This window comes from Halomonas sp. HMF6819 (assembly GCF_044335525.1).
Lineage (GTDB): Bacteria > Pseudomonadota > Gammaproteobacteria > Pseudomonadales > Halomonadaceae > Vreelandella.
Window position 1 is genome coordinate 180,597 of sequence record NZ_JBIQVY010000001.1, and the last position, 15,139, is coordinate 195,735.

Annotated in this window: 16 protein-coding genes, 1 tRNA gene and 1 pseudogene; 8 read left to right on the forward strand and 10 right to left on the reverse strand. The window is 55.4% G+C overall.

Going from position 1 to position 15,139, the window contains the following annotated elements:
* Positions 1-74 precede the first annotated feature (74 nt).
* The 3 genes from rpsA to ACGLWX_RS00820 all read left to right on the forward strand — a co-directional run bounded on the left by rpsA (position 75) and on the right by ACGLWX_RS00820 (position 3,393).
* Entirely contained in the window at positions 75-1,757 is a 1,683-nt protein-coding gene (rpsA, locus tag ACGLWX_RS00810) for a 30S ribosomal protein S1 (protein ID WP_252108694.1), read from the forward strand.
* A gap of 262 nt (positions 1,758-2,019) precedes the next feature.
* Positions 2,020-2,406 (forward strand): histone-like nucleoid-structuring protein, MvaT/MvaU family, encoded by a 387-nt coding sequence (locus ACGLWX_RS00815; protein WP_396236567.1) that lies wholly within the window; start codon positions 2,020-2,022, stop codon positions 2,404-2,406.
* 636 nt (positions 2,407-3,042) lie between these two features.
* Positions 3,043-3,393, forward strand: a complete 351-nt coding sequence (locus tag ACGLWX_RS00820) for a hypothetical protein (protein WP_396236569.1) — start codon at positions 3,043-3,045, stop codon at positions 3,391-3,393.
* On the opposite strand, the gene ACGLWX_RS00825 is transcribed toward ACGLWX_RS00820, so the two are convergent.
* The 6 genes from ACGLWX_RS00825 to pilB form a co-directional block, all read right to left on the reverse strand.
* Positions 3,365-4,237 carry a DNA replication terminus site-binding protein gene (locus tag ACGLWX_RS00825; protein WP_396236571.1) on the reverse strand — a complete coding sequence of 291 codons (873 nt, stop codon included), beginning with the start codon at positions 4,235-4,237 and terminating at the stop codon, positions 3,365-3,367. The genes ACGLWX_RS00820 and ACGLWX_RS00825 overlap by 29 nt on opposite strands.
* Positions 4,238-4,282: 45 nt before the next feature.
* Positions 4,283-4,513 (reverse strand): DNA gyrase inhibitor YacG, encoded by a 231-nt coding sequence (gene yacG, locus ACGLWX_RS00830; RefSeq protein WP_396236573.1) that lies wholly within the window; start codon positions 4,511-4,513, stop codon positions 4,283-4,285.
* A gap of 75 nt (positions 4,514-4,588) precedes the next feature.
* On the reverse strand, positions 4,589-5,197 hold the full coding sequence (coaE, locus tag ACGLWX_RS00835; protein ID WP_396236575.1) for a dephospho-CoA kinase: 609 nt from the start codon (positions 5,195-5,197) through the stop codon (positions 4,589-4,591).
* A gap of 28 nt (positions 5,198-5,225) precedes the next feature.
* Positions 5,226-6,071, reverse strand: a complete 846-nt coding sequence (locus tag ACGLWX_RS00840) for a prepilin peptidase (protein WP_396236577.1) — start codon at positions 6,069-6,071, stop codon at positions 5,226-5,228.
* 53 nt (positions 6,072-6,124) lie between these two features.
* Entirely contained in the window at positions 6,125-7,351 is a 1,227-nt protein-coding gene (locus tag ACGLWX_RS00845) for a type II secretion system F family protein (protein WP_396236579.1), read from the reverse strand.
* A 7-nt stretch (positions 7,352-7,358) separates the two neighbouring features.
* Positions 7,359-9,104, reverse strand: a complete 1,746-nt coding sequence (pilB, locus tag ACGLWX_RS00850; RefSeq protein WP_396236581.1) for a type IV-A pilus assembly ATPase PilB — start codon at positions 9,102-9,104, stop codon at positions 7,359-7,361.
* A gap of 222 nt (positions 9,105-9,326) precedes the next feature.
* On the opposite strand from pilB, the gene ACGLWX_RS00855 reads away from it, so the two are divergent.
* From ACGLWX_RS00855 to ACGLWX_RS00875, 5 genes and pseudogenes are all read left to right on the forward strand, one after another.
* Positions 9,327-9,767, forward strand: a complete 441-nt coding sequence (locus ACGLWX_RS00855; protein ID WP_396236583.1) for a prepilin-type N-terminal cleavage/methylation domain-containing protein — start codon at positions 9,327-9,329, stop codon at positions 9,765-9,767.
* A gap of 203 nt (positions 9,768-9,970) precedes the next feature.
* Positions 9,971-10,324 (forward strand): annotated as a pseudogene (locus tag ACGLWX_RS00860) (anti-virulence regulator CigR family protein); the annotation flags it as partial.
* Positions 10,325-10,748: 424 nt separating this feature from the next.
* Entirely contained in the window at positions 10,749-11,201 is a 453-nt protein-coding gene (locus tag ACGLWX_RS00865) for an anti-virulence regulator CigR family protein (protein ID WP_396236585.1), read from the forward strand.
* A 65-nt stretch (positions 11,202-11,266) separates the two neighbouring features.
* The gene (locus tag ACGLWX_RS00870) at positions 11,267-12,070 is read left to right on the forward strand and encodes an inositol monophosphatase family protein (protein WP_396236587.1); all 804 of its coding nucleotides are present in this window, start codon (positions 11,267-11,269) and stop codon (positions 12,068-12,070) included.
* A gap of 103 nt (positions 12,071-12,173) precedes the next feature.
* Positions 12,174-12,250, forward strand: a tRNA-Pro gene (locus tag ACGLWX_RS00875).
* A 51-nt stretch (positions 12,251-12,301) separates the two neighbouring features.
* On the opposite strand, the gene ACGLWX_RS00880 is transcribed toward ACGLWX_RS00875, so the two are convergent.
* From ACGLWX_RS00880 to ppnN, 4 genes are all read right to left on the reverse strand, one after another.
* The gene (locus tag ACGLWX_RS00880; protein ID WP_396236589.1) at positions 12,302-12,481 is read right to left on the reverse strand and encodes a hypothetical protein; all 180 of its coding nucleotides are present in this window, start codon (positions 12,479-12,481) and stop codon (positions 12,302-12,304) included.
* Between the two features lie 98 nt (positions 12,482-12,579).
* Entirely contained in the window at positions 12,580-12,783 is a 204-nt protein-coding gene (locus ACGLWX_RS00885) for a hypothetical protein (RefSeq protein WP_252108707.1), read from the reverse strand.
* Positions 12,784-12,914: 131 nt separating this feature from the next.
* Positions 12,915-13,640, reverse strand: a complete 726-nt coding sequence (locus tag ACGLWX_RS00890; protein ID WP_396236591.1) for a sulfite exporter TauE/SafE family protein — start codon at positions 13,638-13,640, stop codon at positions 12,915-12,917.
* Positions 13,641-13,670: 30 nt separating this feature from the next.
* Positions 13,671-15,056: a nucleotide 5'-monophosphate nucleosidase PpnN gene (gene ppnN / locus ACGLWX_RS00895; RefSeq protein WP_396236593.1), complete on the reverse strand. Its 1,386-nt coding sequence runs from the start codon at positions 15,054-15,056 to the stop codon at positions 13,671-13,673.
* Between the last annotated feature and the right edge of the window lie 83 nt (positions 15,057-15,139).

Consider the following 15,139-nt stretch of genomic DNA (forward strand, 5'->3'; position numbering starts at 1 on the left):
TTACATAGGCCCGTACTCGCTGGTGGTACGGAGAAGGCATTACGCCTCAACAACGTTGATCACGTAGGAAAACCATGAGCGAAAGCTTTGCTGAACTGTTTGAACAGTCTCTTAACGACATCAACATGGAGCCGGGCGCCATCGTCGCGGCCCAAGTTGTCGACATCGACGGTGACTGGGTTACCGTTAATGCTGGTCTGAAATCCGAAGGCCAAATCCCCGCGGCTCAGTTCCGCGATGACAACGGTGAACTCACCATCGCCATCGGCGATGACGTTCACGTTGCACTGGAAGCCGTCGAAGACGGTTTCGGCGAAACGCGTCTGTCGCGCGAAAAAGCCAAGCGTGCTGAAGCCTGGAAGATTCTGGAAGCGGCCTTCGAGAAAGACGAAATCATCAAGGGCGTGATCAACGGTAAAGTTAAAGGCGGCTTCACAGTCGACGTTGACTCTATCCGTGCCTTCCTGCCGGGTTCACTGGTCGACGTTCGTCCGGTTCGCGATACCGCGCACCTGGAAAATAAAGAACTCGACTTCAAGGTTATCAAGCTGGATCCGAAGCGCAACAACGTCGTTGTTTCGCGTCGCGCCGTGCTTGAAGCCGAAAACAGCGCCGAGCGTGAAGCGCTGCTCGCTACTCTGCAAGAAGGCCAGCAAATCAAGGGTATCGTTAAGAACCTGACTGATTACGGCGCCTTCGTCGACCTGGGCGGCGTTGACGGCCTGCTGCACATCACCGACATGGCCTGGAAGCGCATCAAGCATCCGTCCGAAATCGTTGCCGTGGGCGATGAGATCAACGTCAAAGTGCTGAAGTTCGACCGCGAGCGCAACCGCGTATCGCTGGGTCTCAAACAGCTAGGCGAAGATCCGTGGGTCAACATCAAGGCGCGCTACCCGGAAGGCACCAAAGTACACGCGGTCGTCACTAACCTGACCGACTACGGCTGCTTTGCCGAGCTCGAAGAGGGCGTCGAAGGTCTGGTTCACGTTTCCGAAATGGACTGGACCAACAAGAACATCCATCCGTCTAAAGTCGTTCAAGTGGGCGACGATGTCGACGTCATGGTGTTGGACATCGACGAAGAGCGTCGTCGTATTTCTCTGGGTATCAAGCAGTGCACCGCTAACCCGTGGGAAACCTTCAACGCTGAGTACAACAAGGGCGACCGCGTTTCTGGCACCATCAAGTCGATCACCGATTTCGGTATCTTCATTGGTTTGGAAGGCGGCATCGACGGCCTGGTTCACCTGTCCGACATCTCCTGGACAGAAACCGGCGAAGAAGCGGTTCGCAACTTCAAGAAAGGCGATGAAGCTGAAGCCGTTATCCTGTCGATCGATCCGGAGCGCGAGCGCATCTCCTTGGGTATCAAGCAAATGGATTCCGATCCGGTTGCCGAATACCTCTCAGTCAACGACAAGGGCAGCATCGTGACTGGCCGCGTTGTCGAAGTCGATGCGAAAGAAGCGCACGTTGAGCTGGCAACCGATGTCGTTGCTATTCTCAAGGCGTCTGAAATCAGCGCTGACCGCGTCGAAGACGCGCGTAACGTGCTGAACGAAGGCGATAGCGTCGAAGCGCGTATCGTGAACGTTGATCGCAAGAGCCGTCAGATCAATCTGTCGATCAAAGCGAAAGAGCAGGACGATACTCGTCAGAATATGAAGAAACTGCGCGAGCAGGATTCCGAAACCGGCGGTGGCGGTGCTACCACGATCGGCGATCTGATCAAGCAGCAGATGGGCCAGGACTAATAGTCCGGCTTTATCTTAAAAACGCCACCTTCGGGTGGCGTTTTTTTTTGTACTTCATTAAATAACGACCTTTTTGCCTCTTTAAGACGGCCAGGATTAAAGTTCTAAACGCACTTTATATAAAAAAACGTTTAGTATTCGGCTTTAAATCAACTAGACTATTGTCAATTAAAGCAATTGAAGCAATAATGTTGCCGCCTCGCGATAAGTAGACGGCTTTAGACGTTTTGCTTTTCCAGTCATAGTTTATCAAGGAATCCCCATGTCATTGCTAAATGAGTACATGCAAAAAGAGCAGCAGTTAAAGCAGCTGCAGGAAGACCTTCAACGTCTGGAAGGCGATCAGCGACTTAAAAGCGAGCTGGAGTTTAAATCCAAACTTGAAGCCTTAATGAACGAGTTCGGTAAAAAACCGGCCGACGTCATTGCCATGCTGGATCCGTCGAATGACCAGCGCGGTAGCAGCGCCGCTCCCAAGGCCTCTGCGGCTTCCAGCAATCGCCGTAAGCGCCGTTTAAAAGTGTACAAGAACCCGCACACAGGTGAAGTCATTGAAACCCGTGGCGGTAATCACAAAGGCCTTCGCAGTTGGAAAGACGAGTACGGTGACGAAACCGTAGAATCCTGGCTCGAGCAACAGGATAGCTAAGAATACGACCGGTGCCTTTTCCGAGGGCGCCGGTTTTTTATTTCGAAAGGTGGTCGTGGTAGAAGCGCTTAAAAGCCGTAAAGGTGCTTGGCGGTATGTCAGACAACCCCTACTGACTATCCTGCATTGTTTTAAAACAGTGCGATATCCGAAGCCTTGTCCAGGGAACCCAATCCAGACAATGGCATCCAATCCTGACTCTGTGATTCAAACGTCTCCGTAAGGGTGGTTCGGGTCATGTAACTACTCATGAATCGACTCACAAATCGAATAGTTACGCTATAGTGGTTGATGCTCGTATCAGGCGGGCAGGGTAGTATTCCACGCTATTGGCTTTTCTCGTAATGTCTGCCGATGAGCCAGCCGGCGTAAGAACGAGCAGTTTCCGCCGAAATGAAGTGGCTTTCTTCGCTAACGTTGGACGTGGATGTAGAGCAAAACTCGCTCTCACTGCGATTTGAACATTGGTAGCTTTTATCGTTTTAAGGCATCTGTCTTAATTTTGACGCCGAGCCATTGCGTGCATACAGACATGATGGCGTTAAAGTCGATCATTAGTGCCAATAAAGGATGCTCTCTTTTCTTAAGTAAGGTGTGAATTCAAGTTCAATGAAATATCAAAAGGCTCATAAACAAGTGGATGAACGCGATAAACTGCGCAAGTTTCGCGAGCTCGACGACGCCTTCGCCGAAGCCCTGCGACAGCTTGAAAGTCCGGGCAATCGTTTCAATATCCCAACCGGCCCACCCGTGCGCTCGCTCAAGGATCTGGAAGAGGAAGAGAACCAGACCCGCTTACAAGAGCACGAGCGTCAGTTCGAGGAGCGTTTGAAAGCGCTTTGTATCGAGGCGGGCTACCGTGATAAAAAAGTCCTGGCGCTGGTCCAAAGCCTGTTGGAATTTGGTCTTTGGTCAAAAGACGATATGCCCGCGATCAGTGAGCCTACCGTGTCGGCGCTTAGCGGTAGCGGTAGATCCGAAGGCTAGGTAGAAACGGCACGCTCTCAAGCTTTTCATCACGGCGCTTGGCGCGAGTACGCTCGGTGGGTGGCGTGTTGTCGGGCGCCTTGATATGCGGTAAACGTGCCTCAAAGCTCGGAACGATTAACGGCATGGCGATATTATGTGCTCGCCTCGTGTGGCCGTCTTCAAGCGGTTCGACAAAGAACAGATTGGCGCGCATGAGAGGGGCTTGTGCCTGTACCTGAGCCAGCGTTTCACCACTAGGGATGCCCGCGAGTTTTTGCAGCTGAATCCGAATATGCGGTGCGTCGATATCGAGCTGCAAAAGCTTTTTTTCAGCATCTCCAACGCTGAGCTTTTTGATCGAGCGACCGCTGGTATACCAAGCAAGCCGTACCCTGGCCACTGGCGCCGGCGCGATCGGTATATGGCGCCAACACTGCTTTAAATGAAGCCGCGCCATACCGCTTTTACGCAGCACATCGTCCACGTGGGGATGGCGTGCAGGCAGTCGGCTTTTCGCCTCGGTCAACGCGTGAGGCGAGAGCGTTTTGATACGTTTGATCAGCTCGCCAATGGCGCTCTTTTTACGATTGACCTCTTCGACCGCTGAGAGCAGCGTTTCACCCGCCGCGACCACGGCAATGTAATTACGCGTCTCACGCCCGTCCTGTCCCTCAACGTGCCACATATCCATCAGTGACTGGCGAAACCAGTGGAGCCCCAAGGCGCTTGCTTCGAGTTGCCAGCTAGGCGGCGGCTTAGCCTCGAAGAGCGACGCGGCGTGATCGATCGCCCCCATCAGCTCGTCGAAGCGCGCATCGAGTTCGAAGAAAAGATGGTAGGCGGTAGGCTCCGGGCTAGTCACGTAAGAGCCCGGCCGCGGCTATAAGGGGCGTATCGGCAAAATCCCTCATGAGAGCGGCGCATCCTTATCGGCCTGGGCGAGCAGCGTTTCGATATCCGCTTCGTCCATGGCCGATTCGCCGCCGATGCGATGCGACTCGTCCGCCCAGGCACCCAAATCCAAAAGCTGGCAGCGCTTGCTGCAAAAAGGCCGATAAGTGCTTTCCGGCGCCCAGGCCACTTTTTTAGCGCACTGAGGGCAGTCGACTTCGAACGGGGAATCATTCGCGGGGGACATAAAACTCCTGGGTAACAACGCTTTCATCAAATCGGGTTGACGTGACTGTTGGATTATTTACGAACGTTTTGATGCCTATGGCGAGTTCGCCTGGCTCATGTGGCGGTAACGCTCATCTAGCGCCGCCACCTGAGCCTCGAGACGCTCCGGGGCGCCGTCGTTGTCCAGCACGTCATCCGCGCGCATCAGGCGCTCTTCGCGCGAGAGCTGAGCGGCCAGAATGGCTTCGATCTGCGCGGCGCTAACGCCATCCCGGCGTAAGGTACGCTCGCGCTGGGTATCCATACTAACATCGACGACCAGCGTTCGCGCGACTAGCGCCGCTTGGCCGGATTCGAACAGCAACGGTGAGACGAGCAGCACGTAAGGGGAGTGGCGTTTCAGCATCTTCAAGCGTTCGGTAATGCGTTGGCGAATGCGCGGGTGGGTGACCGACTCGAGCCACGCGCGCTCTGACGACTCGTTGAAGATGAGCTCGCGAAGCGCGGCGCGGTCGAGGCTGCCGTCTGCCTTCAACACGTGCTGGCCAAAACGATCGGCGACTTCTGAAAGCGCCGGCTCGCCTGGCTCGACGACCTCTCGGGCAACGTCGTCGGCATCCACGTAGCCAATGCCAAGCGCTTCGAACGCTTTTGCCACGGTCGATTTGCCCGAGCCGATACCCCCTGTCAATCCAATGATCATGTTATCGCGCCATTTCCTTGAGTACGGGTTAATAGCTTAGCGCGGCGTAGAGCGCAAACAGCTCGTCACCGACCAAAAGACACACCCACCCGGCGAGCGCCAGAAACGGGCCAAAGGGAAGAGGTTTGCCGCGCAGAGTCGGCAAGAGCAGCTGGGCGAATCCGCCGACCACAGCCCCAAGCCCCGCTGAAAGCACCAGCAAAAGCGGCAAGAACGTCCAGCCGAGCCAAGCGCCTAACGCCGCCAGCAGCTTGAAGTCGCCGTAGCCCATGCCTTCCTTGCCGGTAACGAGCTTGAAAAGCCAGTAGAAACTCCACAGCGCAAGATAGCCCGCGATCGCCCCGACCACCGCCTGCGTGATCATAAAAGGCTGAAACAGCAGCTGATATATGAACCCTAGCCAAAGAAGTGGCAGGGTCAGCGTGTCCGGCAGCAAAAACGTGCGAAAATCGATCACGGCCAGCGCCAGCAGCGTCAAACACGCCGCATACACGAACAGCGCTTGAAAATCGGCGCCATGGAGCGCGACGACTGCCACCGCCAAAAGCCCGCCGGCGAGTTCAACGAGCGGATACTGCGCGCTGATGCGCGTTTGGCAATGAGCGCAGCGGCCGCGGCGCTTAAGCCAGCCCAACAGCGGCAGGTTATCGTGCCAAGCGATGGGCGCTTCGCAGCGCGGACACATCGAGGAGGGCACGGCGAGGTTGAAGCGCGGTGCGTGATCGACGGGGATTTCGAGGGCTTGCTGTGCCTCCTCGCGCCAAGCTCGCATCAGCATGACGGGCAAGCGCGTGATGACGACGTTCAAAAAGCTGCCGAGACAGAGGCCAACAAAGAAAACGAGTGGGTACAGAACGGCTGGCGGTAAGCCCATGGTGCTCCGAAGCGTGGTTGAGTGGCGGTGCGTGGTTGAATGTCGATAGGCGATTAAAGCGCGGTACCGATTTCGAAAATGGGCAGGTACATTGAAACGACGACGCCCCCGACCAGAATCCCCAGAACCACGATTATAACCGGTTCCATTAGCGAGGTGAGGGTGTCGACCTTATTTTCGACTTCCTCATCGTAGTAATCGGCTACGCGATTGAGCATGGCATCGAGCGAGCCGGCCTCCTCACCGATACTGACCATCTGCACGGCCAGCGCGGGGAAGCGGTTGGTTAGGCGCATGGCAAAGTGAAGCTGTTGGCCGGTGGTCACATCCTGGCGCACTTCGTTGATCGCTCTCATATAAACGCGATTGTCCGCCGCGCCGGAGGCGGTTTCCAAGCCTTCGATCAGCGGCACGCCGGAGCTGAACGTGGTCGCTAGCGTGCGCGTAAAGCGCGATACCGCGGATTTGTGCAGAATGTCGCCCAGCACCGGCAGGCGCAGCATAAACTGATCGATCTTGTACGCGACGTTTTCTGAGCGCCGCGCCGCCGCCTTGAGTAAAAATATAGCGCCGACGATCAGCGCAAGCGTAGGCAGCCAAAACACCTGAGCGAGTTCGGAAAACTGGACGGTGAGCTGGGTCAGCACTGGAAGCTCCGCGCCGAAACCCTGAAACATGCTTTCGAATTCCGGCACGACGACGACCAGTAGAATCATGGTCACGGCAAGGCCGATGGTGAGTACCGCCGCCGGATACCAGAGCGCCTTTTTTACCCGGCTTTTGAGCGAGGCGACTTTCTCCTTGTAAATTGCGATGCGCTCGAGCATCTGATCCAGCGCGCCGGCCTGCTCGCCGGCGTTGACCAAGTTTACGAATAGTCGGTCGAACTGTTTGGGGTGGCGCGCCATCGCCTGCGAGAGGCTATCGCCCGAGGAGACATCGCGCATGATCTGCTGTGTAAGATCGACCATGGCAGGCTTCTTCATACTTTCGGAAATCGCTTGAAGCGCCTGAAGAATCGGGATGCCCGCGCGCATCATGGTGGCCATTTGACGCGCAAATAGCATGATATCGATGTTTGCTACCTTTCCACGACCGCTCAGACTGTTGCGCTTTTGAATCTTGAGAACGGTGATACGCTGCTTGGCGAGCTGGTCGATGATGTCGTCCCGACTGCGGCCGATCAGCTCTCCCTTCATAAGCCGATCCTTTGGCCCCTTTCCCTGCCATTTCCATCGGTGCAGAGGCGCCAGCTTGATACGCGCTTTCGCTTTGGCCATTGCGGGGCTACTCCTTGCTGATTCGGTTGACTTCTTCAAGGCTCGTGCTGCCATCGAGCACGCGTTGAAGACAGCTCTGGTATAGGCTCGGGTGGCCCTCCTTGCGCGCCAGTTCATCGATTTCGATAGCGTTGCCGTCCCGCATGATCAGGTTACGCATGGCGTCGCTGATCGGTAGCACTTCATATATTCCCACCCGGCCCTTGTACCCTTGAGTGCATTTTTTGCAGCCGACCGCTTTATAGATTGTCACGTTGTTGAGCTGGTCCTTGGGAAAGCCGGCTTTTAACAATGCTTCCTGAGGAATGTCTGCCGGGGCTTTACAGTGCGTGCAAAGCCTACGCGCAAGTCGCTGGGCAATGATCAGCGTCACTGAACTTGCAATGTTGTAGGACGCCACCCCCATGTTGGCCAAACGCGTAAGAGTTTGCGCCGCCGAATTGGTGTGAACTGTGGAGAGCACCATGTGACCGGTTTGCGCCGCTTTGACCGCGATTTCGGCAGTTTCCAAATCGCGAATCTCACCGACCATGACCACATCCGGATCCTGGCGCAAAAAAGCGCGCAGGGCACTGGCGAAGTTGAGCCCAATCTTCGGCAGTACGTTGACCTGGTTAATGCCGGACACTTTGATCTCGACTGGATCCTCGGCGGTACAGATATTGCGCTCGATCTCGTTGAGCATGCTGATACCGGTATAGAGCGTTACTGTTTTGCCGCTACCGGTTGGCCCTGTTACCAAAATCATGCCCTGAGGGCGCTTGAGCGCGTACTCGTACTCACGCCGTTGGTCGGCGCTAAAGCCCAACTGCTCGATGCCTAGCCGTACCGAGGAGGGGTCGAGTATACGCAGCACCAGTTTTTCGCCATAAACGGTGGGTAGGGAGTTAACGCGAAAGTCGATGGAGCGAGTACGCGAAAGCTGCAGCTTGATCGCTCCGTCCTGGGGCAGGCGACGTTCGGAGATATCGAGTCGCGACATTATTTTTAGGCGCGCGGCAATTCGATCGCGCATTGAAAAGGGTGGCCTGGCCACTTCGAGAAGCATACCGTCAATGCGAAAACGTACCCTGTATTGCGACTCGAAGGGCTCGAAGTGAATATCCGATGCCCCCCGGCTGATCGCATCGAGCAGTACCTTGTTGACGAACTTGACTACCGGCGCATCGTCCTTGTTCGCTACAGAACCCTCGAGTGTAGCCTCCTTGTCGTCGTCATCCTGAACGAGATTCAACTCGCCCACGGCGTCATTCACGCCCTCCAGCTCGTCCAGCAAACTGCGCTCGTTTTGCGAGACGTATTGCGCCAGGTTGTTGCGTATTTGCTCGACCGGGGCCAGCACGCCTTCAAGGGTAAGATTGGTTGCGAATTGCAGCTCGTCGAGTCGTGTGAGCGTGGCTGGGTAGGGCACCGCCACGGTCAATCGGTGGCCGTGACGCGCCAGTGGCAGGGCATCCAGTTTTTCGAGAATCTTGACCGGGTAGTCGCTGGCGGGGGGGAGCGCGCTAATCTTTATGGACTCCAAATCCACCACTGGCAGACCATACTCCCAAGCGGCACCCAGCACCGCATCGGCCGAGCCCACCAGCCCGCTTTCAACCACGTGTTCCAAAAACGAGACTTCAAGCTCGGCAGACGTCGTATCGGCGACTTCGGCCTGGCCTTGGGTCATCACCCCGTGAGCCACGAGCCGTTTCGCAATACCGCTAAGCGCACGTGTAGCCAAGGGCTGATCGAAGGCGGAAGAGTTCATAGGGGCTCGCAGCGCAGGAGGTACATGGAAGGAAGCAACTGAAATCGTTAGCTACCACCTAAAAGGACTATAGTGCACGAATACGTTTGGTCAAAACGTCTGAATAGCGTAAAAAAAAGGCTTATAAAGCTAGTTGTAAGCCTGTAGGGGCTGAGCTAATGTGACAATCCAAGCGGCTAAGCTCTTTTAGCTCCATAACGCACAATGCAAGGGACTTCACAAATGCAAACCCCCACGACTTCTCAACCGCGCCGGTACGACCAGGGCGGTTTTACCTTGATCGAGCTGCTAATTGTTGTGGCGATTATTGGAATTTTGGCGGCTGTAGCTGTACCTCAGTATCAGAATTATATCGAAAGGTCTGAGTTTGCAGCTGAGTTTGGAGAAATGAATTCTTATCGATCACTCGTCGCAGCTGAAATTGCCTCTAATAATACAGGTACTAATGTACAAGTAGCTGATAACTTAGGTATTCCTGCTACGGTGGGTGCTGATAATAACGTTGCTCTAACCGCATACAGTGCTGCAAATAATACTGCGACACTCACAGGTGCGAATTTTATTTATACATTAGCTAACAATTCTTGGGCGTGTACAGTTGTTGCAGGTTCTGACGCTGCTTCAGCAGATACTTCTCAGCTACCACAAGCATGCAGAACTTAAGATAAACTAAATTAGGCCATTGCTCTAACAAGGCAGTGGCTTAAAATTTTTTGTTAAATAGCTAACTTTTAATATTAAATTCCAACTAACTGAAAACAAAAGTTGTAAAAATTTCTACTTTAGGCATCGTGATGGCTGGTTGCATATCATTGCACGCTTTTACGTTAGTCTAATCTGTCAACACACCTGCCCATAGCGCACGAGGCAACTCGCAAGGCCACCATCAGGAACACCAGCAGCGCGGTAATTTACATCGCGGCCATGAAGAGTCACACTCCTACAGCGACCTGCCTCGCTTCAACGATCAGGACATCCTCCGCATCCTGCGCCAGTACGATGTTCGCGCGGACTCTTCACTGCCGCCGGGCATACAGAACCGTTTGGAACAAGGAAAAACCTTACTTCTCGGGATCGCCAAGCGCTTCGATGATTACGTCTATCGTGAGCTTCCACAGTATTCAAGCTACCAGTGGCGCTGCGTTGGGGCCGACGTCGTGCTTATTGAAGCTGCGACTCAAGTGGTGGTCAAAATTATTACCAATGCGCTAATCCGTTAATGTCATGACACCACCGTGGGAACTCATTACCATAATGCATTTAGTTCAACGGTAAGGGAGTCAGAATGGCGGTTACCCTAAAGTCACGTATGGAATTGTGAGGATTCGATAAAATCTCCGTTTAGATCGATATTTGGAAGCAGCATTAAGCGGGTAACCAATTTCTATATAGCGATCGATACCTTTATTAGCAAAGAGCTGATTCTGTTTCCTCTTTAAGATTTTTTATTTTGAGAAGTAAAAGTCTAGTTGTTAACGCATTAGGTTGTTAAAGCGTAGTTATTAGTATTATAAAATTAGCTTTACAGTAACTCATTGGTTGCTTTTTTTTAAGTTTTCTTTAATTTGGTGCGTTATACTTAAATTCATAATTCATTCTCAATTTCATACTAAGCTAGGGATTCCATTCAAAAGGAGCCTTGATATGAAAATTTATACGTTGAGCATCATGATTGCGGCGTCATTTACATGGCACGCCGTTGCGCTAGCCCAACCCGCCCACGCTCCAGCTCATGGCGCGCGCGGCAATTCGCAAGGCCATCATCAGGAGCACCAGCAGCGCGGCAATTCACATCGCGGCCATGCAGAGTCTCACTCCTACAGCGATCTGCCTCGCTTCAACGATCAGGACATCCTCCGCATTCTGCGCCAGTACGATGTTCGCGCGGACTCTTCACTGCCGCCGGGCATGCAGAACCGTTTGGAACAAGGAAAACCCTTACCTCCCGGGATCGCTAAGCGCTTCGATGATTCCGTCTATCGTGAGCTTCCGCAGTATTCCGGCTACGAGTGGCGCCGCGTTGGGGCCGACGTGGTGCTGATCGAAGCCGCGACGCAAGTGGTGGTTGATATCATTACTAATGCGCTGATCCGTTAATGTCATGACACCGCCATGGGAACTCCTTACCATAAAGCGTTTAGCTCAACGGTAAGGGAGTCAGCATGGCGGATACCTTGAAGTCGCGTTTGGAAGAGACGGTGCGCATTGCCGAAGAGGCGGGGCGCATGATCCTGAAGGCGCGAGAAGAACAGCGCTTCGATCAGCGTTTGAAAGCGGGCATCGAGCTGGTGACCGATGTCGATGTAGCGGTCGATACATATATCAGCGAAGCGTTGAGCCAACGCTTTCCCGGCGAGCTTCAGCTTAGCGAAGAATTGAGCCCGGATCAGGGCTTGGGTACTCAGGAACCGCTGTGGGTGGTGGACCCCATCGACGGTACGGTCAATTTTGCCCAAGGGCTTCGTCACGTGGCGGTTTCCATTGCTTGGCTCGAGAAGGGCGTGGGTAAAATCGGGGTCGTACACGCGCCGTTTCTTGGGGAGACCTTCACCGCCTTTGAAGGCGGTGGCGCGTTTTGTAACGGTCAGCCGATCAAGCCAAGCTCGGCGACCGAACTTCCCGCGACGCTGGTAGGTACCGGTTTCCCTTATGATCGCGCCGCGCGTAAGGCGCTGATGCCACGCCTGGAAGCCATTTTGACCAACTGCCAAGACATTCGCCGTAACGGCGCCGCGGCGCTGGATATTTGCGATATCGCCTGCGGGCGCTTGGACGCCTACGTCGAGTCGGTCTCGCCCTGGGATTTCGCCGCGGGCTGGGTGATCGCGCGGGAAGCGGGGGCCACGCTTGGGCGCCTGGTCGAGGTGCCTGACGGGGTTTCGCCTGACCTGTACCCTGACGAGCTTTTGATTACCGCCCCGGGCGTTTTCGAGCAGATGAAAACGCTGTTATTAGATGCTTCCTAATCAATTGGCCAAGCATTTGATAAGAAAGCGTAAAAAGGTCTTTTCATTTGCGGCTTTAAACGCTAGTATACGCACCGTCCTGAGGCGTTAAGCCAGTGGGCATCGGAGTGTGGCGCAGCTTGGTAGCGCGTTGCAATGGGGTTGCAAAGGTCGCAGGTTCGAATCCTGTCACTCCGACCAATATGAAAAACCGCCGCTTGGGCTAGCCCAAGCGGCGGTTTTTTTGGCTCATCAGTAACGATCATCAAGATCATTAGGGCGACGCTGCTGACCAGTAGGGCGCCCATTTTGGGGGCGCTGTGCGCGGTTGGTGGTATTACCGCGATGCTTGTCCCAGGCGTTTTTTACCTTTTGGCGGTTGGCGGGCTTTCGTAGCCAGTTGAATACCGCCAGCATGATCCACTTTCTCATGATGCCTCCTTGACGAAGTAAGAGGGCGTCCTGTCGATCTATCCATTAGCGCTTGATCGTCACCGCCGCAAGTCAAAGCGGCGGCAACGAGAACGTATTTATTCCTGCTGAGCGCGGTGGTCGGCGAGTGCGGTGGTAACGGCTTCTTCCCACTGGCCGGCGTTTATACCCCAGTGCTCCATTTCATCCTTGTCCGGCGCGCCCTCGGCGGCTTTTTCGAGCTCCTCCGGGGAGTAGGCTTCGAAACAGTGTTTGGCGAACGCCTTGGTCGGGCCTTCCTGAAGCTGGTTGATCATTTCCATTTGGGGATCCTTTCCTTGTCAGTACGTGGTCTTGCAGGGTTCTTTCGTGGTCTTGCATAAATTGCGCAGGAGCGCATGGACATCAGTATAGTGTTTCGCCCGATATTTGCGTCGGGCACAGCGCGCTCGGGTTAAAGAAACACGTCAGTAATGATTTTTACCGCGATGGCGGCCAGTAGCAGCACGATGAGATTGTCGAACCACACGTAGGGTAAGCGCTTGCCCAGCGCGGCGCCGAGCGGCATGCCCAGCGCAATGACGGCGAAAGCGGCAGCGCTGTAAAGCGTAAGCTCCAAGCTCAAAAGGCCCGCAGCCATCAACGCCGGTATCTGTGCGACGGTAATCGCGCAGAAAAACACCGAGATCGAGCCAATGAATACGCGCCGGTCGAGCCGCATGGCATTCAGGAACGTGATCGAAGCGGGCGCCGACATGCCCGCCGCGCCTTGAAGCACCCCGCCAATGAGCCCGACCGGCAGCACGAGCCGCTCGGCCCAGGCCATGGAGAGCGCCATTTTGCGCCGCAGCAGTTTGATTGCTAGATAAAGCACGATCGCCCCGGCCACGCCCAGCGATAGCGTATCGTGTGAAAGCGCCACCAGCCCCCAAGTACCGACAACGATGCCCGCACAGCCGGCGATCGAGAAGCTAGCTAAAAAGCGCCAGGGCAGCAAGTGGTGGCGGTACTGCCACACTTGAAGCGCGTTGCTGCAAAGGTTGGAGACCACCAGCAGCGCGATCGCCACGCGCACGTTGTAGAGCATGGTGAAGATCGGCACCACGATCACCGGTACGCCGGAGCCGATCGCCCCCTTGACGATGCCGGCGGCGAGCAGGGTCAAAAACGCAACGATCACGCGTTCATCCTTGAGTGAGTCGGCAAAGGCTCAATTCTTGAGCACGTAGCAGGGCGTGTAGGGCTGGCCGTCGAGCTTCATCCGCCCTTGGGTGACAAAGGAGCTCAAGAGCTCGTCCAAACGCGTCATCAGCTCCGGCTCGGCGGAGAGCTCGAAGGGGCCATGGGCCTTGATCGCGCGAATGCCCGGCTCCTTGACGTTGCCGGCGACGATACCGGAAAACGCCCGGCGCAGGTTGGCGGCAAGCTCGTGGGTCGGCTGATTGCGGTGAAGTGCCAGGTTTTTCATCGCTTCGTGGGTCGGCTCGAAGGTTGCCTGGAACTCGCGGGCAATATTGAGACGCCAGTTGTAGTAGAACGCGTCCTGGTGTTCGCGGCGAAAGTGCGTGACCGCGTCGATACCTTCGCGCATGCGCCGAGCGACCGCCACCGCATCGCCAGTAATGATGGTGTAGTAGCGGCGAATCTCCTCACCCAGGGTGTAAACCAAAAACTCGTCGATCTTCTCGAAGTAGGCGGCGGAATCCGCGGGGCCGGTGAAGATGAGCGGGAAGGGCGTGGTAGCGTTGTTGGGGTGGAGCAAAATGCCGAGCAGGTACAAAATCTCCTCAGCGGTACCCACCCCACCGGGGAACACGATGATGCCGTGGCCCAAGCGCACGAACGCTTCCAGGCGCTTTTCGATATCCGGCATGACCACCAGCTCGTTGACGATCGGGTTCGGCGCCTCGGCGGCGATGATGCCTGGCTCGGAAATCCCGAGATAGCGCCCACCCTTGCGCCGCTGCTTCGCGTGGGCCACGTTGGCGCCTTTCATCGGGCCTTTCATGGCGCCGGGGCCGCAGCCGGTGCAGATATCCATTTCGCGCAGGCCCAGCTGATAGCCCACGTCCTTGGAGTAGTCATACTCCTGGCGAGAGATCGAGTGGCCGCCCCAGCACACCACCAGGCTCGGGTCGAGGCCGGGCTTTAACGTGCCCGCCTTGCGCAGAATATGAAACACCGCGTTGGTCGTGCCTTCGCCGGTGGTCAGATCGAAGCGATTGTGCTGCTGGATCTCGTTATAGACGTAGACGATGTCACGCAGAATCGACGAGAGATGCTCGCGAATACCGCGAATCATGTGGCCGTCGACGAAGGCCTCCGCCGGGGCGTTGGTCAGCTTCAAGCGAATACCACGATCCTGCTGGAGCACCTCGATGTCGAAATCCTTGTAGGCTTCGAGAATCGCGAGGCTGTCATCAGAAGGATTTCCGCAGTTGAGTACCGCCAGCGCGCAGCGGCGCAACAGATCGTGCAGGCCGGTTTGCGACGTGCTCTGCAGCCGGTTGACCTCCTGCTGAGAGAGTACTTCGAGGCTGCCCTCCGGCGAGATGATGCTGGAAATGGTCGGGCGAGGTGATAGAACTTCATTCATGCGTGAGACGGTCTCTATGTAATTGATCGCGGTTGATTTCCATACTATCACGCAAGCTACGGGGCTGGCGCAAGGCCGCCTTC